Source organism: Xanthomonas campestris pv. campestris str. ATCC 33913, assembly GCF_000007145.1.
Lineage (GTDB): Bacteria > Pseudomonadota > Gammaproteobacteria > Xanthomonadales > Xanthomonadaceae > Xanthomonas > Xanthomonas campestris.
Genome location: NC_003902.1, coordinates 1,932,028 through 1,954,892, shown reverse-complemented (window position 1 = coordinate 1,954,892; position 22,865 = coordinate 1,932,028). Strand labels below are relative to the sequence as shown.

Here is a 22,865-nt window from a genome sequence, read left to right as displayed (position 1 = left end):
ACCTGCAGTTGATCAGCGCAACGGTCGCTCCGCGCAGAGTTCGCGGTACAGTGTTTCGAACAGCCGGGTGGTCAGCCCGGCATCTTCGCGGGTGGCGCGGCATTGCGCGGCCCAGGCAAGCCGCAGGCGCAGTTCGTCGTCGGCCAGCACCTGGCGGATCGCTTCGGCCAGGCCGGCCCAATCGCCCGGTGGTACCGCCAGTGCGGCGCTCGGCGCCCACTCGGCCAGATGGCCCACCGCCGTACCCACCGTGGGCACGCCCACCAGCGCGGCCTCCAGTAACACCATCGGCCCGGCTTCGTGCAGCGAGGACATCAGCAGCAGATCGGCGGACTGCATGATCGGGCGCAATTCGCGCTGTGTCTTGAAGCCCACAAAGCGCACCTGCGCGCCGAGATCCAGCTGTTCGGCCAATGCGTGGATCCTGCCGTCGAGCGTGTCCACACCGACGATGTCCACCACGAACGCCACACCGGCACGCTTGAGGGCAGCCAGGGCGCGCAGCAAGGTGGTCTGATCCTTGACCGGGTTGAGGCTGGCCACGTGCAGCAGCCGCGCCACACCGCCGCTGCGTGCCCGCGGCGGCGCCGGTGGCCACGCGCGCAGGTCCACGCCCAGCGGCACACGCTGCGCCGTCACGCCCAGCGCATGCAACGAAGCAATGATGGGCAGGCTGGCCGCGGTGACACGGTCTGCCAGGCGCAGGATCACCGCCTCGCGCAGGCGCCCGCGCCAACGCCGGCGGCCGCCGTAGCCGATGCCGTGCAGCGCCACCAACTCGCCGCCGGCGATATGCACCACGCTGGGCCGCCGCAGCAGCTTGGCCGCCACCACCGCGATCAAGCTGCAATAGCCTGAAAACAGGGCCTGCACCACGTCGAATGGCGCGCGCCGATGCTCCTCGCGGATCGCGGCGATGGCACGCAGGCGGGTGCGGTGTTGGCCGATGTTGTGCACGGTGGCGCCGCGCAGCATCCAGGTCGCCGGTTCCGGCTCCTGGTGCAGCACGAACACATGCACCTCGTGGTTGCGTGCCAACCAGTCGATCAAGGTCAGAAACACCGGAATCACGCGCACTTCGCCGCTGCGATCCACGCCACCGGGCACCACTACCGCCAGTTTCATTGCCGTTGCCCCGCTGCCGTGCGCAGCACCTGTGTGTAGGCGTCGCGCCATTGCCGGCCCACTGCGGCAAACGACAACCGCGCATCAAAATACGCACGCACCCGCGCCCGGCCGGGGCGCTGGCGTGCGTGCGCCACCAGAAGATCGGACAGGCGCGCGGCATCCCCCACCGGAAACAGCGCGCCCATGGACGCGTTGTCGCTGAGCGCGCGGAAGGCGGGAATGTCGCTCAGCAGCGGCAGCGTTCCGCAGGCATAGGCTTCCAGCGCGGCATAGCCGCAACTTTCCGCATGACTTGCGGAGACGAACACATCCGCCGCCCGCTGCAGCTGCTGAATCTGCGCATGCGTGACCTTGCCCAGCAAGTGCACGCGTGATGCAAGCCGTGGGTCGTCGTGGATGCGCTGGCGCACCGCCTCCAGCAGCGGCGCCTCATGGAAGGCGCACCACAGCCGCAGGCCAGGCAAGCGCGCTGCCGCCATGGCCACGGCATCCAGCACGCACAGCGGGTCCTTGCCCTCGCTCAAATGGCCAACCCACAGCACGCATGGGTCGCCGGCCAGGCCGGTGACCGCGCGCGCCTGGATGCGGTCGCCCGGCGTGAAGCGGCTGCTCGATTCGGGGATCGCAAACAGCTGCGTGCGCGGCCCAAACAGCCTGGCACGGACGAAGGGCTGCGCCAGCGCCAGCGAGGTGAACGCGATGCCGGCCGCCGCCGCGTAGCGCGCGCGCCACACCGGCCTGCGCCACCAGCGCGGCGGCCGATTGGCATGGTCCTGCAGCACGATCGGCACCTGCGGCAACAACCGTGCGAGGCGCCGTGCATCGCCGGCAAATTCCAGCCCATGTACATGGATCACCGCAACGTCGAGCTGTTGCAACAGATCAGCCAGCCGCCGCGCACGTACGGCGCTGCCGCGTTTGCCAGGGTCGAGAAAGTGATACGCCACGCCCTGCCGTGTCAGCTGCTCGGTGTGCGCAGCCACCTGCAGTACCGTCACCTGGGTGCCGGTGCTGGCGACTGCTTCGGCAATGTCGGCCAGCGATGGCCACTGCGCGAATACCTGCACGGCGTCCCAGCCGCTTGGCGCGGGCAGCAGATTGAGATGGGCCACGTGCACCGTCAGTCCCCGGAGCGCAGGGAACGTGCGGCGCGCGCGATGTGGGCACGACTGCCCGCGTTCTGCGCGATCCGTTGCACGGCGTGGCGCCAAACCGCCGCCTGCACATCGCTCACCATGCCGCTCACGCGAGCCGTCGCAGGCGTAGCACCAGCGCCACCGGCACTTGCAGCGCGGCGGTGTCGAAGCGCGCGCCGGGCGGGATGTCGGCAGGATCGAGCATCGGCTCGGCCACCGCCTCGATCGCCAGATCCAGCGCCGCGCATGCCGAATGCCAATGGCTGTAGAGATGTTGGGTATGGCGGATGGCGTAGTGCTGGCCGTCGGCCTTGAAGTCGCGTCGCCAGCCCAGCGCATGACCGATCGGATGCACGTCGCTGCACAGCACGCTGCCGCCGATGCGGGTGACGCGCCGCAGTTGCTCCAGCGCCGTCCACAGCCGTGGCAGATGCCCGACCACCAGGCCGCACACGGTGATGTCGGCCATGGCATCGGCAACCGGCAACTGTTCCAGGCTGCCCTGCTGCAGGGAGAAGCACGTGGCGGGCCAGCGTTGCGCCAGTTCGTGCGCGGCGCGTTGCAGCATTTCCGGCGAGAGGTCTACGCCAGTGACCTGCGCAGCGCCGCGTTGCAGCGCCTGCAGCATGTAGCGCCCGCTGCCACAGCCGGCATCGAGCACATGCTGGCTGCGCAGGTCGGTGGGCAACAGCGCCAGCATGGCGCGCTGCTCGGCGAGCATCACCGGGTTGTGCGCGTGCGGCGGATACGCCTGCGCCCACAGCGCATACGCTGCGGCCGGCTCCAGCGTGGGCACACTGCTCATTGCACTGTTCATTGCGCCGCTCCAAATGCCACGCGCGTTGCGGCATGCGTGTGCGGCGACAGCAGCTGCACGCCGGGTTCAAGTGCCAGCACCTGTGGATCGGCCAACGCGGCGTCCAGCAATTTGGGGCAGCCATCCAGCAACACCGGCAAGGTTGCGATGCCGGCTGCGTCGAACCAGTGGGCGAAATCGGGGTCGGCAATCCGCGGTTTGCCATCGCGGATCACCGCGCGCAATTGGCTGCGGCTGCAACCCACCACACTCGCCGCAGGCTCACCGCCGCGGTCGCGCACGATCACCAGGTCGGCCACCGCGCCCGGTGCCAGGCTGCCGCGCGCGGGCAGGCGCAGGATGCGCGCCGCTTGATGCGTGGCCAGGCCCAGCAGCAGGTCCGGGGCCAACCCGCTGTCGGTGGCCAGGCGCAGATCGTCGAGCAGGTCGCGCCCGCCGCTGACGCGCGCATCGCTACCCAGCGCCAGCCGCCCGGCCATGCACAGACGCCAGGGGTCCAGCGTCTGGCCGAGCAGCGCCAGATTGCTCGACGGGCACCACACCACGGCCGCACCGCAGGCGATGATGCGGTCGATATCCTGCTCGCCCAGCCCCACACCATGGATCAGCACGCTGTTGCCGGCCAGGCAACCGAGACGGTCCAAGGCGTCCAGCTCCGCGCGTGCAACCGCGTCGGTGCCTTCGGCCAGATGGATCATCCAGGGCTGCCCGGACGGGGTCGCGGCGAAACTCTCCTGCACCGGCGGCCCATAAGCTGGCCCGCCCAACGCATAGCTCCAGCCGAATGCACGCAGGACCGCCACCGGGAAATCGGCCGTATCCAGTGCGGCGTGCCAGGGATCGTGCTGGGCCACGCAGGTAACCCCCGCGAGCAGATTCTTCAGACCACCCTGGCGCAGGCGTACGTCCTTGGGCACTTGCAGCGCAACGGCCACCTCGCGACGCTGAAAATGCGCCTGAAAGGCATCGATCCACGCATAGCTGTTGGCGAACGGTGCGCTCTGCGGCAGCGGCGGCACGGCATTGATCTGCAGATGCTCATGCGCGTTGATCAGGCCCGGCGCCAGCACATGCCCCTGCAGATCCAGCCGCAGCGTGCCGGTGCCCAGCGTGCCACCGAAGTGGCCGGCACGCAGCGTCACCGGCGCGCGCGATGGCCCGGCCAGGGTGATCGCGCGCGCGCCGTACAGGCACACATCGGCCATGGCCATCGCGGTCTCCACTCAGCGCTTGCGCATCACGATCAGGAAGTGATCGCCCATGTCGCGCAGCAACGGCCAGCCGCCCATGCGGTCGTCCAACTGCCCCAGGCGCGCGGACAGGCGCGGATGGCGCTCATAGAAGTCCACCAGATACGGCGGCGGCAGGAACAGACTCAACGCCTGGTAGCGATCGAGCACGAAGTGCTGGCTGAAAGCCCGGTAGAACTCGCGCGGCAGGTGATACCAGGTCCAGATGGTGTGGCCGTTCATGCCCACCGCGGTCGCACCCTGCGCCGCACGCACCGCCGCGCGCTTGAAGCGGCCGCGCACTGCGTAGTGGCCGACTTCCCACGGGCAGATCCGCCCGATCACCGAAAACACCAGGCAGCCATCCGGGCGCAGCAGGCGTGCGCACTCGGCAGCGACGGCCGGCAGGTCCGGCGCGCAGTTGAGCGGGCCGAAGTTGGAATACATGCCATCGAACTCGCCTTCCAGCCGCTCCAGCTGCTGGATGCCGACATGCGCGGCAGTGAGGCGCTCCTCAAGGCCTTGTCGGGCAGCACGCTCACGGGTGCGCGCCACCATGGCCGGCGACCAGTCGGTGGCCAGCACGCTGTAACCACGGCTGGCGAACTCGCCTGCATCCAGCCCGGTGCCGCAGCCCAGGTCCACCAGCCGCGAACCGACCGGCAGTTCGGTGGCCACGGTGTCCCATAGCGTGGTGCGCATGCGCTGGATCAGCGCGTTGTTGCCGCGCGGCCCATCGTAGTCGGCAGCCACGCTGTCGAAGGCACGCTGGGTTTCCAGCAACTGCGACGCATCCACACCGCGGCCACGCCGCGCCAGTGGCTCATTGGTTGCCGACATGCGCGCGCTCTCCCACCGGTCCTGCTGTTGTCACGACACTCTCCAGACGCGGCGCCGCACTCGCGGCATCGCTTGATTGAACAGTGAGTGCCGGCTGCCGCCACTTTGGTTGCGGCACTGCGTGCGCCCAATCCGGGTGGAACGAATGCGCGTCGCAGCACTCACACCGTCGCGTGCGGTGCCTGCCCGCGTCCGCGACCGCGCACGGCATTTCGCAACACCGCGGCCAGTACGCCAAGCGCACCACCACCGAGAATGCCGGCGGCCCAGGCCATGATCGCGTTCGGGAACGCCTGGTGGTCCGGCACATACAACGGCCACGCCAGCGAGGTCTGGTAGGTGTAGCGCTCGGTGAGCCGTGCGACCAGATCGTCGCGCTCGGCCTTCAAGGCGCGGATGGTGGTGTTGCTGTCGGTGAGCAGGACGCCGGCCAGCACCTGCGCAGGCGTGGCCTGGTCATTGGCTTGCGGGCTGCCCAACTGCTGCTGCAGCTGCGCGCGGCTGGCCGTCGCCACGCGCAGGTCCTCGTCCAGGCCGCGCAGGCGCGTCTTCGCGAGCGCCAACGCCGCGGTGTTGGTCTGGCCATGCAATGCCTGCAACTGCGCGACGGTGGCCATTGCGAGCGTGCGTGCCTGTGTTGCGGATTCGGCGCGGATGGTGATGCCGATCAGGTTGGCATACGGGTCCGGATCGGGCTTGAGACTGCCGCGGTACAGCTGCGCGGCACGGCTCTTCAGCGGCACGCCAGCGTGCGTCAGCACCGCGTCTTGGAACAGCCGCGTCTTCATCCGGTCGATCACCCGCTGGAACGGCTCCACCTTGGGATCGCGGCCGGCCGGGGTCGGCCCGATTTCGCCCACCTGGATCCAGGCCGTAGCCTCCCACTGCGGCTTGGCCACGCGGGTAAAGGCGAATGTGATTGCCAGCACCACCAGCATCGCGGCGAGCGCCCAGCGCCATTCGCGCAGCAGGATGCGCCACAGGTCGATCAGGTAGATCTCGTCTTCATCTTTCATCAGGCTTGGCTCGGCAATCGAAAACAAACGGGGGCGGCTACGCGGAGGCAACCGGCAGGACGCGACGGTTCGGCAACAGCAGCGTGCAGGCGTGCAAGCCCAGGCACAGGCCGATGAAGGCGAAGTTGGTCCAGGTGAATGCCTGCGGGGCGAACGGCGACATCAGGCAGGCGTAGGCGATCCGCAAAAAGATCAGCACGTGGAAGATCGAAAGCGACGCATTGAGCCGGCGCACGCTCCACAGCAAGGCGGCATACAGCGCCAGCAGTGCGATCACCGCGCCGGGTGCGCCCCAGGCCATCAGGAACGGGAAAAACTCGGTGCCCACGTTGATATTGGGCGCATCCAGCGGAATGCTGGTGTCGGCGGTGGCGATGGAGCCGCCCAGCGGCATCAGCTGGTTGATCAGAAAGCTGGCATTGACGTAGCCCTTGGCCAGGATCGCGCCGAAGTTGTACGGGCCCGCGCTGATGTACAGCAGCAGCCATTGCACGCCTTGCGGCATGGCGCGGTAGAACGCGCTGAAGGGCAGCGCCACGGTGGCCAGCGAACCCGAACGCAGCGCGCCGAGCACCGAGAACACCGCGCCACCCGCCATCACCAGCAAGGCGATGCGCTTCCAGGGCAGTTGCCGCGCCGGGTCGCGGCGCAGCAACAGCACCACCACGAACGAGAACAGCCCGGCAAAGATGCGATTGCGGTCGATCACCACGATCGGAAATACGAACCCCACCAGTACCATCGCGGTGCGCAACCCGCGGTGGCGCACGCACAGCAGCGCAATCGGCGGCAGGATCCAGCACATGTTGGAGATGTGCCGCACATGTGCCCGCAGCGGACTCAAGGTGGCATACGAAGACGGGTCACTGAACAGTGGAATCGGAAACAACGCCACGTCCAGCAGGCAGAACACCGCCACCCCGGCGGCCAGCGCCATCACCAGGAATGATTCGCGCGTGCCGGCATACCGCTGCAGGCGGAACTGCTGCGCGCTTGGCAAGCGGGTGCCGAGCAATGCGTCCATCAACAGAGTCAACGAGGCAGCAAAACCCAGAATCCACAATCCTGCGAGATAGCCGGACGGCAGCTCGTAGATCCAATAGGTGATGCCACAACTTGCCAGCATTGGCGGCCATAGAAACATCGATGGCCATCTGATGAGATTGCCCTTCATGTTATGAGCTGACCATCCTGTCCCACCCTGCTTTCGCCAAGACACTTCTCGTCAGATACAGCACAAGAAATCCCGATGCCTGCAGGTATCTCTTCTCGATGAAATGTATTTTGGATGAGATCAAGCTGGATTGAGCGAGTATGAATCGCTGGTCCCTGCGACCAAAAATATGACGGGACGCAGAAGCGACCTCCAGGAATTCGGTCAGGTTGCTTAGCCTCTTTCCAGGATCACGCGTCTTGCTTGCATTCGCTCCATGGAGCCGATACGCACACACCGGAACATCAATGAACGCAAGCAGATCTTTCGATACAAGCCTGAGATAAAAGTCCCAATCCTCAATCCGAAGGCTTTCGTTCCACCGGAGACCTGCCGCGAACGTACTCCTGCGCAGCAGCAATACGGCGCCGCTTACGGCCCACCTACAAATGATCTCGCGGCGAATCCCGTCATCGCTTGCGTAAGGGCCGCGACTCACTCCATGGAGTCCGGACATCGCACTTGCATGCAAGGTCGCGCCATCACCATCGATCACGATCGCATCGCCGATGACCGCCGCTTTATTCCTATGGCGTACCAGGTAGTCAACCTGAACGTGCAGTCCGCCAGGAAGAAGATAGTCGTCACTCGCACAAATGCGCAGATACTCCCCGCGCGCGCGCAATGCCAGCTCGTTGAGCGTGGCCGCCACACCGCGGTTGCTGCGCTGGACGAACTGCACCGGCACGCGATGGCCGTGCAGCGCGATCCATGCGGCGATCTGCTCGCCGGTGTCATCGCTGGAGCCATCATCGATGATGACGATCTCCTTGGACGGGTACGGGTCCTCCAGCACGCTGTCCAGACAGCGCTGCACAAAACGCGCATGGTTGAACGCGGGAATCAGCACCGACACCAGCGGCCAGCGCGCACGTCCGCTCGGGCGTTCCAGCAGGCTCATGCCGTCGTCCTCAGATAACGGCGCACCACCACGATGTTGAACAGCAGATACAGCACGTAGTTGACGACAAATGCATACATGGCGCCGATCAGGCCGAACTGTGCAGTGAACAGGTACACCAGCCCCAGATAGCTGGCGGCAAACACGCATTCGGACACCACGAACAGCCGCGTCATCGCCTTGGCCAGCATCACGTAGGACAGCACGAACGCGGCGATCTTGATCACATCGCCGAGCAGCTGCGGGCCATACAACGGAGCGGCCGCGGCGAAGCGGGCATCGAACAGTAGCCAGGTCACCCAGTCACGCAACAGGTAGACGCACGCGGCCATCGCCACCACCGCGGGCATCACGTAACGATAGGCGGTCCGCAGCTCGCGGCGCAGTGCCTGCCGGTCCTGCAGCGAGGCCAGCTTGGGCAGGTAATAGACGTTGATCGCGGTGGTAAAGAACAACAGGTAGGCATCGGAGACCCGGCTCACCGCCTGCCAGTAGCCAACCTGCTGCCAGCCAAACTGCAGCGCCAGATGATCGCGCACCAGCATGCCCACCAGCTGCGGCACCAACGTGGCGGTGAGGGTCATCACCGAAAACGCCGCAAGCTGGCGGGTCATCTGCGCATCCAGCCGCATGCGCAGCATCTCGCGCTGGAAATACGGGCTGCGCAGCAAGGCCGGCACGGCGGCGATCAACCACAGCACCTGGCCCAGCACCAACGCCAGCAAGGCGCCTTGCAACTGCCACCCGCTGCCCAGCCAGGCGACCAGGGCAACACTCAGCACCGCCCCGCTCACCTGCACGATGGCGAGCCGGCGTACGTCCATGAAGCCATTGATGATCGCCAGGATGTAGTTGACCAGCGCGATGCCGATCTGCGCCACCGCCAGCACACAGATCAGCCAACGCGCCTGCGCATCGCCCAACAACCGTTCGGCGAGCACGTCGCTGAAGACCAGCGCCAGCACTGCCATCACGCACGCCGCACTACAGGCGTAGCCGAGTGCTGCGCTCAACAGTCGTTGCAGTGCAAGTGCATCGCTGCGGTACTGCGCCACATACTTGACGATGCCGGTACTGATGCCGCCACCGGCCAGCACCGCCAGCACCGACATCAGGGCCAGGAACTGCCCCAGCCGGCCAACTCCCTGCGGCCCGGCAAACACCGCCACCAACTTGATCACCACCAGCGCCGCCAGCAGCTTGGCCAGCGTCGCAACGCCGGTGTAGGCGCTGCTGCGCACCAGATTCACGGTGCGCTACCGAACACTTGGCAGGCGGTGATGACGCGGCTGACTGCCGCGTCGTCCAGCGCCGGGCTCATCGGCAGGCTCAGCACTTCGCGATGCAGCTGCTCGCTGATCGGCAGGCAGGTATCGCCCAGCATGGCATAGGCCGGCTGCAGATGCGGCGGCACCGGGTAATGGATCTGGGTCTGGATACCGAGGTGCTGCAGATGGCTTTGCAAGGCATCGCGGCGCTGGCTACGCACCACGAACAGATGCCAGACATGCTGCTCGGCATGCGCCACCGGGGGCAACGTGATCCAGGGGTGATCGATCTCTTGCAGGTAACGCTGGGCCACTGCGCGGCGCTGTGCAGCCTCCTCATCCAGATAGCCCAACTTGACCCGCAAGAAGGCCGCCTGCAGCTCATCCAGGCGCGAATTGACCCCCTGGAACAGATGCTGGTATTTCACCTCCGAGCCATAGTTGCGCAGCGCGCGCACGCGCTCGGCCAGGCGCGGGTCGGAGGTCACTACCGCACCGCCGTCGCCCAGCGCACCAAGGTTCTTGGTGGGAAAAAAACTGAACGCCGCCGCATCGCCGAACGCGCCCGCACGCACACCGTCGCGGCTTGCGCCATGCGCTTGCGCGGCGTCTTCGATGAGCAGCAAGCCATAGCGGTGCGCCAACGTCTGCAGTGCCGGCATGTCGGCAAGCTGTCCGTACAGATGCACGGCCAGAATGGCGCGTGTGCGCGGCCCGATGGCGCGCTCCACCCTGCACGGGTCCACGTTGAAGGTCTGCGGATCCGGCTCCACCGGCACCAGCACCAGATGGTTGTGGCTGATCGCCAGGAACGTCGCAATGAACGTATTGGCCGGCACGATCACCTCATCGCCCTCGCGCAACACGCCCAATTCGCGGTAGGCGCGCAGGATCAGCGACAACGCGTCCAGCCCGTTCCCCACCCCCACCGCCTGCTGCACGCCGCAGTAGCTGGCGAACTCCTCTTCGAACGCCGCCAACTCCTGGCCAAGCACATACCAGCCCGAATCGATCACCCGCGCAGCGGCGGCCTTGAGCGCATCCGCGTAACGCGCGTTGACGGCACGCAAATCCAGAAAGGGAATTTCAGGGAGCGTCATTGACTGAATGTTCCAACGCATGTCTGCTCAGACAGGCACGCACTCAAATTCACGAACGCAGGCCCAATGACGCGCTCGCAACGACGTGCACTGCGACTACGACCAATGCGGCCAGCGATCTGCGCAAACTCGCCCGCCCCGATGATGACCAACGGCTTGCGCATGCTCATGCCTCCAGCCGGCTGACGCCGCGGGCTTCGGTGAGGAATTCGTCGTAGTCCAGGATGTAGTCGCCCGGGTCGTAGTACTGGTCGGCCAGCACCATCAACACGCAGTCCTCGCTGAACTGGTGCAGGTCGCGCCACACCATGCGCCCGAGCAGTACGCCCTGCGACGGGTCGTCCAGCACCACTTCTTCCGGGCCCTGGCCCTGGCCTTCATCCAGCAGCAGCGTCACCGACCCATGCAGGGCAACTGCCAATTGGTTGAGCTGGCGGTGCGCATGCTGGCCGCGATGCACGCCCTGGCGCGTACCGAAGATGTAGTACACGCGACGGATCTCGAACGGGACGTTGCGCTGCTGCTCCAATGAAATGAGCAGCCCGCGGTCGTCGCCGTGCGTATGCAACTGGATGCGTTCGATGGCCATGTTCCGGGGGCGTAACCGCTGACTGCACGTAGTGCGACATGCCTGAGTGCGTCCGGATGTGCGAAAGGTTGCGGCCCGTCACGCCATGCGCACACGCCAGACAGGCACGCCCATCTCATTGCGCACACGCCCATGCACGACGCACCGGCGGTGCGATTTCACGGCGATGCAACCTTTCGTCGGCATCGCCGCACATATCCGTGCACGTTCACCTGGCTGTCATGGCCGGCGTGGGGAGCGCAGGCCCGGCGACGCATCGCATTACCGGATCCAACGACCACCTCCGAAGAGGACCCCAACCCGATGAATGCCCCCCGGCATGCCCCTGACATGTCCGCCAGTAACGGCGCCGACGCACTGCCGCCGCCGTCGGCGACCACCGCGCCGGGCGTGGTTCCCCTGCCCCGCTCCATGCGTGTCCTGCACTGGCTGACGGTGCTGTGCCTGGTGATGGCCGCCAGCCTGATCCTGCTGCGCGCCGAACTGGAGGGCCGCGCCCTGCGGCAGTGGTTGCTGGAAGGCCACCGCCACTTCGGCCTGATGGTGCTGCTGCTCTTCGTCTTACGCGTCAGCCTGCGTCTGCGCTTGCGCGCCTTGCCGCCCGGCCCGCCCTCGCCGCTGATCATGCGCCTGGCTGCCGGTGGCACGCATGTGGCGATGTACGCGCTGATGCTTGCGCTGCCGCTGATCGGCTGGTCGCTGAGCAACGCTTACGGCAAAACGGTCTATCTGTTCGGGATAACGCTGCCAAACCTGGTCGCTGCGGATGAGGACCTGGCCGACACCCTCGGCACCTGGCACTTGAATGCGGCCTGGGCACTGCTCGCATTAGTCGCGGTGCATATCGTTGCCGCACTCGTGCACCACCTGGTGTTGCGCGATGGCCTGCTGCATCGCGTGCTGCCCGGCAAACATCACCGATGACCCGCTTCCTGCTGCCCGCCCTCGCCCGCTCCCGCACCGCCGAACAAGGACTTCCCATGCCTTCCACACTGCCCGCTCCCCGCCGCACCCATGCCGCACGCACGGCGTCGCTGACCTCCATGTTGTGCGTGTCCGGCCCGTTGCTGCTGCTTGCCAGCACCCAGGCCCAGGCCATTCCCTCGTTCGCGCGGCAAACCGGTTCGTCGTGCGCAGACTGCCACATCGGCTCCTACGGTCCCTCGCTCACGCCCTACGGCATGCGCTTCAAGCTGGGCGGCTTCACCGACACCGACGGCAACGGCACCAAGATCCCGGCGTCCGGCCAGCTCACCTGGGCCCGCACCAATCCCAGCCGCGGCGACAGCACCGCGCGTCTCACCCAGGCCGATCTGTATCTGGCCGGCCGGGTCAACGACAATATCGGCGGTTATTCGAAGATCCGCTCCAACAACAGCGGCAACGCCACCTTCGACACGCGCCTGGACGATGTGGATCTGCGCTTTGTCAGCAAGCCGTTCCAGATGGCGGGCAAGGACGCGATGCTCGGCGTCAGCGTCAATAACAACCCCGGCATTTCCGACCCGATCCACGTGCTGCCGAATGCCTCGACGCTGACACCGGCCTCCAATGGCGGCGCCTCCACGATGCTCAGCTCCTCGGCGCTGTCCAACCGCGTGATCGGCGCCAGCGTTTACGGGCTGTACGACCGCAACTGGTACGGCGAAGTGGGCACCTACAAGGCGCTTTCCACCGACACGCAGGACCGCCTGGGCTGGCCGATCAACGGCGACCCCGGCAGGCTCAGCGACACCAGCTACGCACGCGTGGCCTACATGAAGGACATGAAGCGGCAGTTCTTCTCGATCGGCATGACCGCGTTGAACACGCGCCGCCAGCGGCCGCGCAACGGGCCCAGCGACGACCTCACCGACCTGGGTTACGACCTGACCTATCAGTTCCTCGGCACCCGCGAACACACCATGTCGCTGGCCTACGTCAACATCTACGAGCGCCGCAAGTACGGCAGCCCGCTGGTGTCCTCGGACCCAAGCATGGGCCCGCTGGATCGCGGCAGCGTGCGTGACCAGACCCTCAGCATGAACTACGCGTTCAAGCAGACCTACGGCGTGCTGGCCGCGCACATGATCAATACCGGCTCCTTCGATGCGGCGCGTTATTCGCCGGTCGGCATTCCCGACACAACCAGCAATCTGATCCTGGTGTATTGGAGCCCGTTCGGCCGCGAAGGCACTTACACCACCAACGCCAACCTGCGCGTATCGGCCGGCTGGTTCCGCTTCGACAAGTTCAACGGCAGCACCTCCAACGTGTTCCGTGGCCCCCCGATCACCAACCCGCGCGATCTGGACAGCTTCTCGCTGTCGGTGAACCTGGCGTTCTGATCCCCATCGCTGCACGTATTCCGACGGACCCCCATGCATCCATTCCACAAGACCCTGTTGTGCGCCCCGCTCGCCGGCCTGCTATTGGCCGGCGCCACCCTGGCACCGCCGGCGCGTGCCGCCGACGGTGCGGGCAAGGACACCTTCATGGCCGAATGCGCCGAATGCCACAGCGCAACGCAAGGCAAGAACAAGAAAGGCCCGTCCATGTTCGGCATTGGCAACCGCCAGGCGGCCAGCCTGCCGGACTACAGCAACTACTCCGACGCGCTCAAGAACAGCAAGTGGCAGTGGACGCCGGCACAGCTGAAGACCTACCTGTCGCAGTCTTCGTCCAAGGCGCTGCCCGGCACCAAGATGAAGTACGAAGGCCTGGATGATCCCAAGGAGTTGGACGCACTCATCGTCTATCTCAACAGCCTCAAATGAGGCTGGGCATGACCGGCAGCGTACGGTCAGGCGCGGTGCACGGCGCCTGACTGCCCTGGGCCAGCCGCGTTGTCGGCGGTGATTTGTTCGCGTATACGAACGGAACCGCTGTTGCCGACGCGGCTGCACCTGGCCCGACCGGGCAGTATCGCCCACCGTTCACCGTAGACACCTACCGTTGCCGCACGCCTTCATCGCCAGCGCCGATCGCCCGCCCTGCTATGCCCATTTGAGCATGGCAGCGGGCAGCTATGGGCCATGCTGACCCCCCCTGCCCGCCTGCGCCGCGGCGCTTCGGCCTCCTTTCGAAACGCAGGCCACCCGGGGCCTGCCAACGGCCTATGGCTCGCCCTGGCGCTCACGCTGGGGCCGTGTAGCCACGCACTGGCTGACAACGTCGGCGGCGCTGTTTCGCTCTCCTCCAGCCTGATCGACCGCGGCATCTCCATCGCGCCCGACAAGGCCACCCTGCAGATGGCCGGCTATTGGCTGCCCTCACCCGGGTGGTCGGTCTCGGTGTCCGGCGCGCTGCAGGCGCCGTCATTGAGCGACCCGGTGGCGGTCGCCGCCCAGATCGGGCGTGCCTGGATGCTGGGCGATCGCTGGCAGATGCAGGCCAGCGCGCTGTATTACGGCTACCCGACCAACCAGGCCACGCGCACCTTCGACCGTCAGGAAGGCAGCCTGGCCTGGTCCTACCGCGATGTGCTCACCTTTTCGGTCTCGGTCTTCAACTTCCCGCGCGCCGACCAGTCACCGTGGAATGTGGCGGTCGACGTCACCGCCAATGTGCCGCTGCGTCACGATGTCAGCCTGGTGCTGGGCGCGGGGTCGTCGCGATTTCCGGCAATGGCCTACGGCGCCAGCGAAGCCGGCCGCTATCAATACGGACAGGTGGGGCTGTGCTGGAGCCGTGCCGGCTGGGCGTTGAAGCTGGAGCGCGTGATCACCAGCAACAACACCCCGCGCATGCAGGGCGGACCGGGCGAAACCCCCTGGCTGAGCAGCGTCTCCAAGTCGTTCTGATCCAGACGCAACCTTTTGCCCGGTGATGGGCACTGACCGATAACCTTTGCAGCGCCTCTTCGATGACTGACACCGATACCCTGGGTGACGCGACCGACCGCATGCTGCTGCGCCGCATGGCTGCGGGCGACCGTGACGCCCTGGCGACCATGTACACCGCCTATCACGGGCGGCTCTGTCGCTTCCTGTCGCGCCTGACCCGGCGCCCGGACATCATCGAAGAAGCGATCAACGACTGCTTCTGGATCGCCTGGCAAAAAGCCGGCGACTTCCGCGGCGATTCGCAGGTGTCGACCTGGATCATGGGCATCGCCTACCGCTGCGGCTTGAAGTGCCTGCGCCAGCACGACGGCGAGGCCATCGACGACACCGCCACGGTCGAAGACCACGCTCCCAGTACCGACGACAACGACGACCGCGAACTGCGCGACTGGCTCGACAAAGGCATGGAACGGTTGTCGCCAGACCAGCGGCTGGTGATCGAACTGGTTTATGGCGTCGGCCACAAGCTGGAAGAAGTCGCCGAAATCATGCAGTGCCCGGTGGGCACGATCAAAGCCCGGCTGTTCCATGCGCGGGTCAAATTACGCAATGTGCTGCCCGGCCTGGCCGGCAGCGCGCCATCTACGGAGACCATGCAATGAAGACGTTCTTCATCGCGCCGGGCAAGGAATGCTCGCACGCCTGGGAGTTGATGCCCGCCGTTCTGCTGGACAGCGCCAGCGAAGAAGAGAACACCTGGCTGATCGCACACGTGGCCAAGTGCCCGTCGTGCAGCGCCGAGTTCGCCCAGCAGAGCCGCCTGCGCCAGGCGCTGGCCCTGCCCTGCGCGGTCAAGCTGGATGCCAATGCCGGCCTGCTGCGGCTGCTCGGCAAGATCGATGCGCCCGAACAGGTGCCGGTCCCGGCACGCGCACCGCCCGCCCGCCGCTCAGGTAGCTGGACGGTGCGTGCGCTGGCCGCCGCCGCCCTGGTGCAGGCAGTCGGCCTGGGCGTCATGGGCGTCAAGCTGGCCGCGCCAGCGCCGGTGCACGACTACCGCACGCTCAGCAGCGCCACTGCATTGCCGGTACCGAAGGGCGCGATCCGGGTGGTACCGGATGCCGGCCTGACCGTCGCCGACTGGGATCGCCTGCTGCATGCACAGCAGTTGCAGGTGGTGGGTGGCCCCAACGAAATGGGCGCCTACACCGTGGTACCGGCCGCACAGCCGCCGGCGCCATCGCAACAGACCGTGCAGCAGCTGCGCGCCACCCCGGGCATCCGGCTGGCCGAGATCGTGTCCGCGCCATGACCACGCCCTGGGCCATCGGTCTGCTGGCGGCGCTGCTGAGCCTCACCGCCCCCGTGTGCGCGCAGGCGGCCGATCCGCAGGCCATCGCCGCGGCTGCCGAGGCAGAGAAAGCGGACGCCGACGCAAAGGTGCCCGACAGCAGCCGCGACATTCTGCTGGCGGTGGCCAACCCACTCACCGCGCCGCCGGCACGCGCCGGCTCCAGCCTGATCGGGTATGCCTCCAGTTACTACGGCGCCGGCCAGCATGCGGCCGCCCGCATGGAAGCGCTGAAGCAGCGCTACCAGTTGCGCGAAGTCTCGGCCTGGCCGATCACCTCGCTGGGCCTGTATTGCGCGGTGCTGCACCCGCCGGCCGGTGTCTCGCGCGACGAATTGATCAAGGCGCTGTCCGACGACGACGGCGTGGAGCTGGTGCAACCAGTACAGGAATTTTCGGTGTTTTCCACCGATGCCTCGGAAAAGACCGGCGCCCTGACCGGCTACAACGACCCGTACGTGGACCTGCAACGCGGCTTCATCGCCACCAATGCGGCAAGTGCGCAGGCCGTCACCCAGGGCCGCGGCGTGACGGTGGCCGTGGTCGACACCGGCGTGGACACCAGCCACCCGGATCTGAAGTCACGCATCCGCGAGGTGCACGACCTGGTGGACGACACCCCGGTCACCACCAGCAGCGATTCGCACGGCACCGAAGTGGCCGGCATCATCGCCGCCGGCAGCAACAACCATCAGGGCATCGTCGGCATGGCGCCGCGGGCCATGCTGAGCATCTACAAGGCCTGCTGGTATGCGCCCAGCACCGGCAGCACCGCCCGCTGTAATTCGTTCACCCTGGCCAAGGCGCTGGCGGCGATCAACAACAGCTCCGCGCGCGTGGTCAATTTGAGCCTGGGCGGCCCCGCCGACCCGCTGCTGCGCAAGATGCTCACCCACCTGGTCGACCATGGCCGCATCGTGGTCGCAGCCATGCCGCCGAACGGGCGCCTGGATGGCTTTCCGAACGATGTACCGGGCGTGCTGGTAGTGCGCAGCAGCAGCGCCACGGCCGCCCTGCCCGGCGTGCTCAGCGCACCGGGCAAGGACATCCTGACCACGCAGCCGAACGGCCGTTACGACTTCACCTCCGGCTCGTCGATGGCCACCGCGCATGTCAGCGGCATGGCCGCATTGCTGTTGTCGCTGTCGCCATCGATGGACGCCAACGCCTTGCGTGCGCTCATGCAGCGCACCAGCAAGGTCTCCGATGGCCAGTTGCAGGTCAACGCCGGCGCCGCGGTCGACGCGCTGGCGCTTTCCAAACACTCCAACTGACGACGCGCATGGCCAAGTGGATTCCCCTGTGGCTGCACAAGCTCAGCTCGCCGCCCACCTTCTACCGGTTCGCCGGTGTGGTGCGCCCGTGGGCGCTGGGCCTGGCACTGCTGCTGGCTACGGTGGCCGCCTACGGCGGGCTGGTACTGGCGCCGCCGGATTACCAGCAGCACGACGCCTACCGCATCATTTTCATCCACGTGCCCAGCGCCTGGATGAGCCTTTTCATCTACGCGGCGATGGGCGTGTCGGCGTTCATTGCGCTGATCTGGCGGATCAAGCTGGCCGAAGTGGTGACCATGGCCTCGGCACCGATCGGCGCCGCCTTCACCTTGATCACCCTGTGCACCGGCTCGCTTTGGGGCAAGCCGATGTGGGGCACCTGGTGGACCTGGGATGCCCGGCTCACCTCCGAACTGTTGCTGCTGTTTCTGTACCTGGGCGTGCTGGGCCTGTACCACGCGGTGGAAGACCGCCGCCAGGCGATGCGTGCGGCCGGGCTGTTGGCGCTGGTCGGCCTGGTGAACCTGCCGATCGTGCATTACTCGGTGGTGTGGTGGAACACGCTGCACCAGGGCTCCACGGTGCGCCTGCTCGGCCCCTCCAAGATGGGCGCGGACATGCTGTGGCCGCTGCTGCTGATGCTGGTGGCGACCAAGCTGTATTACGTGGCCAGCCTGTTCGGCCGCGTGCGGGTGGACCTGCTTGCGCTGGAAAGCGGCAAGGACTGGGCACGCCGCATCGTCTTGACCGAGCGCACCGCATGAGCGCCTTTCTCGCCATGGGCGGCTACGGCGCCTACGTGTGGACCGCGTATGCCTTGTTCGTGCTGGTGCTGCTGGCCGACCTGATCGCCCCATGGCTGCGCCGGCGGCGCTTGCCCGCGCAACTGCGCGGACAGCTGCAGCGGCAGGCGCCGCGCCGGCCGCGCGAGCAGCCGGTGCCGGTGCTGGAGCGCGACGCATGAACGCTACGCGTAAACAACGCCTGTGGCTGGTGATCGGCGTGCTGACGGCTGCAGCGCTGGCGGTGACACTGATCGCGCTCGCCCTGCAGCGGAACATGAGCTACCTGTTCACGCCCAGCCAGGTGGATGCGGGCGCGGCGGCCGGCTACCAGCAGTTCCGCCTTGGCGGCATGGTCAAGGCCGGCTCGATCCAGCGTGCCACCGACAGCCTCACCGTGACCTTCAAAGTGATCGACAAGCACGCCGCCACGCAGGTGGAATACACCGGCATCCTGCCGGACCTGTTCCGCGACAACCAGTCGGTGATCGCCAACGGCCGCATGCAGGCGGGGCGCTTTGTCGCCAACGAAGTGCTGGCCAAGCACGACGAAACCTACATGCCGAAGGAACTCAAGGACGCGATGGCCGAAGGCCACGTCGGCAAGCCGATCCCAGCGGCCGCGGCCCCGTTGAGCGGTGTGCGCTGACCCGCGCCACCACTCCATCACTCCGGATCCAGATGACTCTTTTCCGTTGCCCGCAGCGCCACGCCCATGACGCCTGAACTTGGCCAGATCGCGCTGATTTTGGCGTTGCTGTTGTCGCTGACGCAGGGCGTGTTGCCGCTGATCGGTGCCTGGCGCGGCAACACCGCGCTGATGGCGGTTGCGCGGCCTGCCGCCGCCGGCCAGGCGGTGTTCGTGTGGCTGGCCTTCGGCCTGTTGGCCTGGTCGCTGCTGTCGCTGGATTTTTCGGTGCGCTATGTCGCCGACAACGCCAACATCGCCCTGCCCTGGTATTACCGCATCGCCGCGGTGTGGGGCGCGCACGAAGGTTCGCTGCTGCTGTGGATCGCGATCCTGTCCACCTGGACGGTGCTGCTGGCCGCCTGCAGCCGGCACTTGCCGCAGCACTTCGCCGCACGCGTGCTGGCGGTGCTGGGGCTGGTATCGGTGGGCTTTCTGGCCTTCATCCTGCTGACCTCCAATCCGTTTGGGCGGCTGTCGCCGATTCCGCTCGACGGCAGGGAACTCAATCCGGTGCTGCAGGACCCGGGCATGACCTTCCACCCACCGGTGCTCTACACCGGTTATGTCGGCTTCTCGGTGGCATTCGCGTTCGCGGTAGCCGCCCTGCTGGGCGGCGAACTCGAACAGGCCTGGGTGCGCTGGGCGCGGCCATGGACCAACGTCGCCTGGGCCTGCCTCACCGCCGGCATCGTGGCCGGCAGCTGGTGGGCGTATGCGGAACTGGGCTGGGGCGGCTGGTGGTTCTGGGACCCGGTGGAAAACGCCAGTTTCATGCCGTGGCTGGTGGGCACCGCGCTGATTCATACCCAGGCAGTGACCGAAAAACGCGGCAGCCTGCGTGCCTGGACCATCCTGCTGTCGATCCTGGCATTTTCGTTGTCGTTGCTGGGTACCTTCCTGGTGCGCTCGGGCGTGCTCACCTCGGTGCATGCGTTTGCCGCCGACCCACGGCGCGGCCTGTACATCCTGATTTTCCTGGTGGCGGTGGTGGGCGGCTCGCTGCTGCTGTATGCGCTGCGCGCGCCCAAGATCGCCACCGGCAAACCGTTCGCAGCGGCCTCGCGCGAGACCGCGATCCTGGTCGGCAACCTGCTGCTCACCGTGGCCGCGGCGATGGTGTTGCTGGGCACCTTGTTCCCGCTGGTGGCCGATGCGTTCGGGCTGGGCAAGGTGTCTGTGGGCCCGCCCTACTTCGGCCTGCTGTTTCCGTTGCTGATGGCGCCGGTGGTGCTGTTAATGCCATTCGGCCCGTACTTGCGCTGGGGCAAGGCCGAGATGGCACCGCTGCTGTCGCTGGGCGCGCGTGCGGGCATTGCCGCCATCGCCTGCGCGCTGGTCGCCAGCGTGTTTGCCGAGGGCCAGGCCAAGGCCATTGCCGGCATCGGTGCGGCCGCCTGGGTGGCTGCCGGCACCGCGTTGTACATGCACAAGCGCTGGCGCGAGATGCCGCGCGGCCGGCGCTTTCCTGCCGAGATGGCCGGCATGTTGTTGGCGCACGCCGGTGTGGCGGTGTTCGTGGCCGGCGTGCTGGTGTCGGACAGCCTGTCGGTGGAACGCGACGTGCGGCTGGCGCCCGGCCAGAGCGCGGAGATCGCCGGCTACAGCTTCCGCTTCGATGGCGTGCAGCTGGTGGATGGGCCCAACTGGAAAGCCGAACAAGGCAGCGTGCAGGTCAGCCGTGATGGTGCGCCGGTGGCTACCTTGCATCCGCAAAAACGCCTGTACAGCAGTGAGCGCATCCAGACCGAATCGGCGATCGACGCCGGCGCCACCCGCGACCTCTACGTGGCGCTGGGCGAGCCGCTGGACGACCAGCACATCGAAAACGACTGGACGCTGCGGCTGTACTACAAACCGTTGATCCGCTGGATCTGGGCCGGCGGGCTGTTGATGATGCTGGGCGGGTTCGTCAGCGCCTGCGCGCGGCGCTTCCGCGCACCGGTACCTGCGGTTGCCGCGGTGTCGTCGCCTGCTCCCATCGCCCCCACTCCCCTCGCCGTTGCCGGAGAGTTGCACCTGTGAACCGCCTCCTGCCCTTGTTGGGCTTTCTGGCGCTGGCCGCGCTGTTCGGCTTCGGCATCTACTGGACGATGCAGCACAACCCGCGCGATGTGCCCTCGCCACTGATCGGCAAGCCGGCGCCGGCGTTCTCGCTGCCGCTGCTGGATCAACCGCAGCAGCAAATCACCCGCGATCAATTGCTGGGCAAGCCCTACGTGCTGAATGTCTTCGGCAGCTGGTGCGCCGCCTGCGCGCAGGAGCATCCGGTGCTGATGGCGCACGGCCGCACGCTCGGCGTGGCGTTGATCGGCTACAACTACAAGGACGCGCCGGCCGATGCCAACGCCTGGCTCGCGCAGCACGGCAATCCCTATGGCATGGTGATTGCCGATGAGCCCGGCCAGACCGCGATCGATTTCGGCGTGTATGGCGCGCCGGAAAGTTTCCTGATCGATGCGCACGGGATAATCCGCTACAAGCACATTGGCGTGCTGACGCCGGAGGTCATCCGCAATGAATTGATGCCGGCGATTGCGGGCTTGTCCCAAGGCGCGCCGTGAGCCTGCGGCAACGCACCGCGCGCCTGCTGCTGGCGCTGCTGCTGGGCATGCTGCTGGCCCCACCGCTGGCCGCCCAGGCGGTGGACCCGTTGCCGTTCAAGGACCGCAACGAAGAAACACGCTTCCAGCGATTGACCGCGCAGCTGCGCTGCCTGGTCTGCCAGAACGAGAACCTGGCCGACTCCAATGCAGACCTGGCCCGCGACCTGCGCCACCAGGTGTTCGCGCAACTTCAGGCCGGCCGCAGCGATGCGCAGATCAAGCAGTACATGGTGGAGCGCTATTCGGATTTCGTGTTGTACGACCCACCGGTCAAGCGCGGCACCTGGCTGCTGTGGTTCGGGCCGTTGCTGATGTTGGGCGCAGGCGCGGCCGTGGTCCTGCACACCGTGCGTAAACGGGCGCGTGCCGGCACCCCGGTGGCGCCACAGACCGAGGAAGACTGGTGATGATCGGGTTTTATGTCGCAAGCGCCGCGATGGTGGTGGGCGCCACGGCGCTGCTGGTGGTGCCGGTGCGCCAGCATGCGCAGCGCAACGGCAGCGCGCGGCATGCGCTGCCGTTGCTGCTGATGCTGGGCCTGCCACTGAGCACGGCGGGGCTGTATCGCCTGGTCGGCACGCCCGATGCAATGGCGAACGTGCAACCACAGCGTGCGGCTGCAAGCGCCCTCGCGCAGCCCGGCAGTGCAGCGTCTGCGTCAGGCATGACTGCTGCAGTAGAGCAAACGCCGGCACCGGACTCGCAACAGGCCGCCGCGCTACAGGCGCTCACCAGCTGGATGCAGCAGGCCAAGGCGCATGAGCAGGAAAACCGCCCTGCCGAGGCACGCGATGCGTATGCGCAGGCGTTGCAGCTGGCACCGGACAACAGCGCGGCCATCGTGGGCTGGGTGGCCTCGGACATGGCCACGCGCGCAGACTTCGCCATCGATGCGTCCTCGCGGGCACGTTTGCAGCAGGTGGTTGCCGCCGAGCCGGACAACCAGCGCGGCCTGTGGCTGCTGGGCATCAGCGATTTCCAGCAACACGACTACGCCGCGGCCACCGACCACTGGCAGCATCTGCATGGATTGCTCGACACCGGCTCGCCGATGCAGCAGGCCGTTGCCGACAAGATCGCGGTGGCGCAATCGTTGGCCAGCGCGCGGCAATCGAAGGCAGCCACGCGTTGATCCTGCAGCGCGTGGCGGCAGCGACGCA

At 66.8% G+C, this 22,865-nt stretch carries 25 protein-coding genes; 14 read left to right on the top strand and 11 right to left on the bottom strand.

All coding sequences use genetic code 11. The features are described 5' to 3' along the window. Nucleotides 1-12: 12 nt before the first annotated feature. The 11 genes from XCC_RS08770 to XCC_RS08720 form a co-directional block, all read right to left on the bottom strand. Nucleotides 13-1,125 carry a glycosyltransferase family 4 protein gene (locus XCC_RS08770; protein ID WP_019237733.1) on the bottom strand — a complete coding sequence of 371 codons (1,113 nt, stop codon included), beginning with the start codon at nt 1,123-1,125 and terminating at the stop codon, nt 13-15. Then, nucleotides 1,122-2,252, bottom strand: coding sequence for a glycosyltransferase family 4 protein (locus tag XCC_RS08765; RefSeq protein WP_029628975.1), 1,131 nt, complete (start codon nt 2,250-2,252; stop codon nt 1,122-1,124). The genes XCC_RS08770 and XCC_RS08765 overlap by 4 nt, the downstream gene beginning before the upstream one ends. Nucleotides 2,253-2,370: 118 nt before the next feature. Then, nucleotides 2,371-3,069, bottom strand: a complete 699-nt coding sequence (locus XCC_RS08760) for a class I SAM-dependent methyltransferase (protein WP_029628976.1) — start codon at nt 3,067-3,069, stop codon at nt 2,371-2,373. Nucleotides 3,070-3,077: 8 nt separating this feature from the next. After that, nucleotides 3,078-4,292, bottom strand: a complete 1,215-nt coding sequence (locus tag XCC_RS08755) for an amidohydrolase family protein (protein WP_040942332.1) — start codon at nt 4,290-4,292, stop codon at nt 3,078-3,080. Nucleotides 4,293-4,304: 12 nt separating this feature from the next. Beyond that, nucleotides 4,305-5,150 (bottom strand): class I SAM-dependent methyltransferase, encoded by an 846-nt coding sequence (locus XCC_RS08750; protein WP_011036853.1) that lies wholly within the window; start codon nt 5,148-5,150, stop codon nt 4,305-4,307. Between the two features lie 161 nt (nt 5,151-5,311). Beyond that, nucleotides 5,312-6,166 carry a Wzz/FepE/Etk N-terminal domain-containing protein gene (locus XCC_RS08745; RefSeq protein ID WP_029628977.1) on the bottom strand — a complete coding sequence of 285 codons (855 nt, stop codon included), beginning with the start codon at nt 6,164-6,166 and terminating at the stop codon, nt 5,312-5,314. 37 nt (nt 6,167-6,203) lie between these two features. Next, the gene (locus XCC_RS08740; protein ID WP_043877792.1) at nt 6,204-7,340 is read right to left on the bottom strand and encodes a hypothetical protein; all 1,137 of its coding nucleotides are present in this window, start codon (nt 7,338-7,340) and stop codon (nt 6,204-6,206) included. A gap of 1 nt (nt 7,341) precedes the next feature. Continuing rightward, nucleotides 7,342-8,280, bottom strand: coding sequence for a glycosyltransferase (locus tag XCC_RS08735; protein ID WP_011036850.1), 939 nt, complete (start codon nt 8,278-8,280; stop codon nt 7,342-7,344). Next, nucleotides 8,277-9,530, bottom strand: a complete 1,254-nt coding sequence (locus XCC_RS08730) for an O-antigen translocase (RefSeq protein WP_011036849.1) — start codon at nt 9,528-9,530, stop codon at nt 8,277-8,279. Before XCC_RS08730 ends, XCC_RS08735 begins: the two co-directional genes overlap by 4 nt. Further along, nucleotides 9,527-10,669, bottom strand: a complete 1,143-nt coding sequence (locus XCC_RS08725; protein ID WP_011036848.1) for a DegT/DnrJ/EryC1/StrS family aminotransferase — start codon at nt 10,667-10,669, stop codon at nt 9,527-9,529. The genes XCC_RS08730 and XCC_RS08725 overlap by 4 nt, the downstream gene beginning before the upstream one ends. 145 nt (nt 10,670-10,814) lie before the next feature. Then, nucleotides 10,815-11,237: a sugar 3,4-ketoisomerase gene (locus XCC_RS08720; RefSeq protein WP_011036847.1), complete on the bottom strand. Its 423-nt coding sequence runs from the start codon at nt 11,235-11,237 to the stop codon at nt 10,815-10,817. A 330-nt stretch (nt 11,238-11,567) separates the two neighbouring features. Between XCC_RS08720 and XCC_RS08715 the strand changes: the two genes are divergently transcribed. From XCC_RS08715 to XCC_RS08650, 14 genes are all read left to right on the top strand, one after another. Then, on the top strand, nt 11,568-12,161 hold the full coding sequence (locus XCC_RS08715) for a cytochrome b (RefSeq protein WP_043877793.1): 594 nt from the start codon (nt 11,568-11,570) through the stop codon (nt 12,159-12,161). Nucleotides 12,162-12,217: 56 nt separating this feature from the next. Beyond that, a complete protein-coding gene (locus XCC_RS08710) occupies nt 12,218-13,564 on the top strand; it encodes a cytochrome c (RefSeq protein ID WP_011036845.1) in 1,347 nt (448 codons plus the stop codon). Between the two features lie 33 nt (nt 13,565-13,597). After that, a complete protein-coding gene (locus tag XCC_RS08705; RefSeq protein ID WP_012438587.1) occupies nt 13,598-13,993 on the top strand; it encodes a c-type cytochrome in 396 nt (131 codons plus the stop codon). 258 nt (nt 13,994-14,251) lie between these two features. Continuing rightward, nucleotides 14,252-15,019 (top strand): hypothetical protein, encoded by a 768-nt coding sequence (locus XCC_RS08700; RefSeq protein WP_011036843.1) that lies wholly within the window; start codon nt 14,252-14,254, stop codon nt 15,017-15,019. Nucleotides 15,020-15,081: 62 nt separating this feature from the next. After that, a complete protein-coding gene (locus XCC_RS08695) occupies nt 15,082-15,663 on the top strand; it encodes an RNA polymerase sigma factor (protein ID WP_011036842.1) in 582 nt (193 codons plus the stop codon). Then, nucleotides 15,660-16,313, top strand: a complete 654-nt coding sequence (locus tag XCC_RS08690) for a zf-HC2 domain-containing protein (RefSeq protein WP_040941449.1) — start codon at nt 15,660-15,662, stop codon at nt 16,311-16,313. Before XCC_RS08695 ends, XCC_RS08690 begins: the two co-directional genes overlap by 4 nt. Then, nucleotides 16,310-17,626 carry a S8 family peptidase gene (locus XCC_RS08685; protein WP_011036840.1) on the top strand — a complete coding sequence of 439 codons (1,317 nt, stop codon included), beginning with the start codon at nt 16,310-16,312 and terminating at the stop codon, nt 17,624-17,626. The genes XCC_RS08690 and XCC_RS08685 overlap by 4 nt, the downstream gene beginning before the upstream one ends. Before the next feature lie 8 nt (nt 17,627-17,634). Beyond that, on the top strand, nt 17,635-18,393 hold the full coding sequence (gene ccmC / locus XCC_RS08680) for a heme ABC transporter permease CcmC (protein ID WP_011036839.1): 759 nt from the start codon (nt 17,635-17,637) through the stop codon (nt 18,391-18,393). Continuing rightward, nucleotides 18,390-18,593, top strand: coding sequence for a heme exporter protein CcmD (gene ccmD, locus XCC_RS08675; protein WP_011036838.1), 204 nt, complete (start codon nt 18,390-18,392; stop codon nt 18,591-18,593). Before ccmC ends, ccmD begins: the two co-directional genes overlap by 4 nt. Beyond that, entirely contained in the window at nt 18,590-19,060 is a 471-nt protein-coding gene (gene ccmE / locus XCC_RS08670; RefSeq protein ID WP_011036837.1) for a cytochrome c maturation protein CcmE, read from the top strand. Before ccmD ends, ccmE begins: the two co-directional genes overlap by 4 nt. 66 nt (nt 19,061-19,126) lie before the next feature. Continuing rightward, nucleotides 19,127-21,124 (top strand): heme lyase CcmF/NrfE family subunit, encoded by a 1,998-nt coding sequence (locus XCC_RS08665; protein WP_011036836.1) that lies wholly within the window; start codon nt 19,127-19,129, stop codon nt 21,122-21,124. Continuing rightward, entirely contained in the window at nt 21,121-21,663 is a 543-nt protein-coding gene (locus XCC_RS08660) for a DsbE family thiol:disulfide interchange protein (RefSeq protein ID WP_011036835.1), read from the top strand. Before XCC_RS08665 ends, XCC_RS08660 begins: the two co-directional genes overlap by 4 nt. 47 nt (nt 21,664-21,710) lie before the next feature. Then, a complete protein-coding gene (locus XCC_RS08655; RefSeq protein WP_225443923.1) occupies nt 21,711-22,112 on the top strand; it encodes a cytochrome c-type biogenesis protein in 402 nt (133 codons plus the stop codon). After that, nucleotides 22,112-22,837 (top strand): tetratricopeptide repeat protein, encoded by a 726-nt coding sequence (locus tag XCC_RS08650; protein ID WP_019237738.1) that lies wholly within the window; start codon nt 22,112-22,114, stop codon nt 22,835-22,837. The genes XCC_RS08655 and XCC_RS08650 overlap by 1 nt, the downstream gene beginning before the upstream one ends. The last annotated feature ends 28 nt before the right edge of the window (nt 22,838-22,865 follow it).

Excerpts from the sequence above, each read along its gene's own strand:
- XCC_RS08665 (WP_011036836.1), top strand. The coding sequence starts at position 19,127 with ATGACGCCTGAACTTGGCCAGATCGCGCTGATTTTGGCGTTGCTGTTG.
- XCC_RS08710 (WP_011036845.1), top strand. The coding sequence starts at position 12,218 with ATGCCTTCCACACTGCCCGCTCCCCGCCGCACCCATGCCGCACGCACG.
- ccmD (WP_011036838.1), top strand. The coding sequence starts at position 18,390 with ATGAGCGCCTTTCTCGCCATGGGCGGCTACGGCGCCTACGTGTGGACC.
- XCC_RS08650 (WP_019237738.1), top strand. The coding sequence starts at position 22,112 with ATGATCGGGTTTTATGTCGCAAGCGCCGCGATGGTGGTGGGCGCCACG.
- ccmC (WP_011036839.1), top strand. The coding sequence starts at position 17,635 with ATGGCCAAGTGGATTCCCCTGTGGCTGCACAAGCTCAGCTCGCCGCCC.
- XCC_RS08755 (WP_040942332.1), bottom strand. The coding sequence starts at position 4,292 with ATGGCCATGGCCGATGTGTGCCTGTACGGCGCGCGCGCGATCACCCTG.
- XCC_RS08750 (WP_011036853.1), bottom strand. The coding sequence starts at position 5,150 with ATGTCGGCAACCAATGAGCCACTGGCGCGGCGTGGCCGCGGTGTGGAT.
- XCC_RS08695 (WP_011036842.1), top strand. The coding sequence starts at position 15,082 with ATGACTGACACCGATACCCTGGGTGACGCGACCGACCGCATGCTGCTG.
- XCC_RS08705 (WP_012438587.1), top strand. The coding sequence starts at position 13,598 with ATGCATCCATTCCACAAGACCCTGTTGTGCGCCCCGCTCGCCGGCCTG.
- XCC_RS08715 (WP_043877793.1), top strand. The coding sequence starts at position 11,568 with ATGTCCGCCAGTAACGGCGCCGACGCACTGCCGCCGCCGTCGGCGACC.
- XCC_RS08685 (WP_011036840.1), top strand. The coding sequence starts at position 16,310 with ATGACCACGCCCTGGGCCATCGGTCTGCTGGCGGCGCTGCTGAGCCTC.
- XCC_RS08725 (WP_011036848.1), bottom strand. The coding sequence starts at position 10,669 with ATGCGTTGGAACATTCAGTCAATGACGCTCCCTGAAATTCCCTTTCTG.
- ccmE (WP_011036837.1), top strand. The coding sequence starts at position 18,590 with ATGAACGCTACGCGTAAACAACGCCTGTGGCTGGTGATCGGCGTGCTG.
- XCC_RS08700 (WP_011036843.1), top strand. The coding sequence starts at position 14,252 with ATGCTGACCCCCCCTGCCCGCCTGCGCCGCGGCGCTTCGGCCTCCTTT.
- XCC_RS08655 (WP_225443923.1), top strand. The coding sequence starts at position 21,711 with ATGCTGCTGGCCCCACCGCTGGCCGCCCAGGCGGTGGACCCGTTGCCG.
- XCC_RS08735 (WP_011036850.1), bottom strand. The coding sequence starts at position 8,280 with ATGAGCCTGCTGGAACGCCCGAGCGGACGTGCGCGCTGGCCGCTGGTG.
- XCC_RS08770 (WP_019237733.1), bottom strand. The coding sequence starts at position 1,125 with ATGAAACTGGCGGTAGTGGTGCCCGGTGGCGTGGATCGCAGCGGCGAA.
- XCC_RS08690 (WP_040941449.1), top strand. The coding sequence starts at position 15,660 with ATGAAGACGTTCTTCATCGCGCCGGGCAAGGAATGCTCGCACGCCTGG.
- XCC_RS08740 (WP_043877792.1), bottom strand. The coding sequence starts at position 7,340 with ATGAAGGGCAATCTCATCAGATGGCCATCGATGTTTCTATGGCCGCCA.
- XCC_RS08745 (WP_029628977.1), bottom strand. The coding sequence starts at position 6,166 with ATGAAAGATGAAGACGAGATCTACCTGATCGACCTGTGGCGCATCCTG.
- XCC_RS08760 (WP_029628976.1), bottom strand. The coding sequence starts at position 3,069 with ATGAGCAGTGTGCCCACGCTGGAGCCGGCCGCAGCGTATGCGCTGTGG.
- XCC_RS08720 (WP_011036847.1), bottom strand. The coding sequence starts at position 11,237 with ATGGCCATCGAACGCATCCAGTTGCATACGCACGGCGACGACCGCGGG.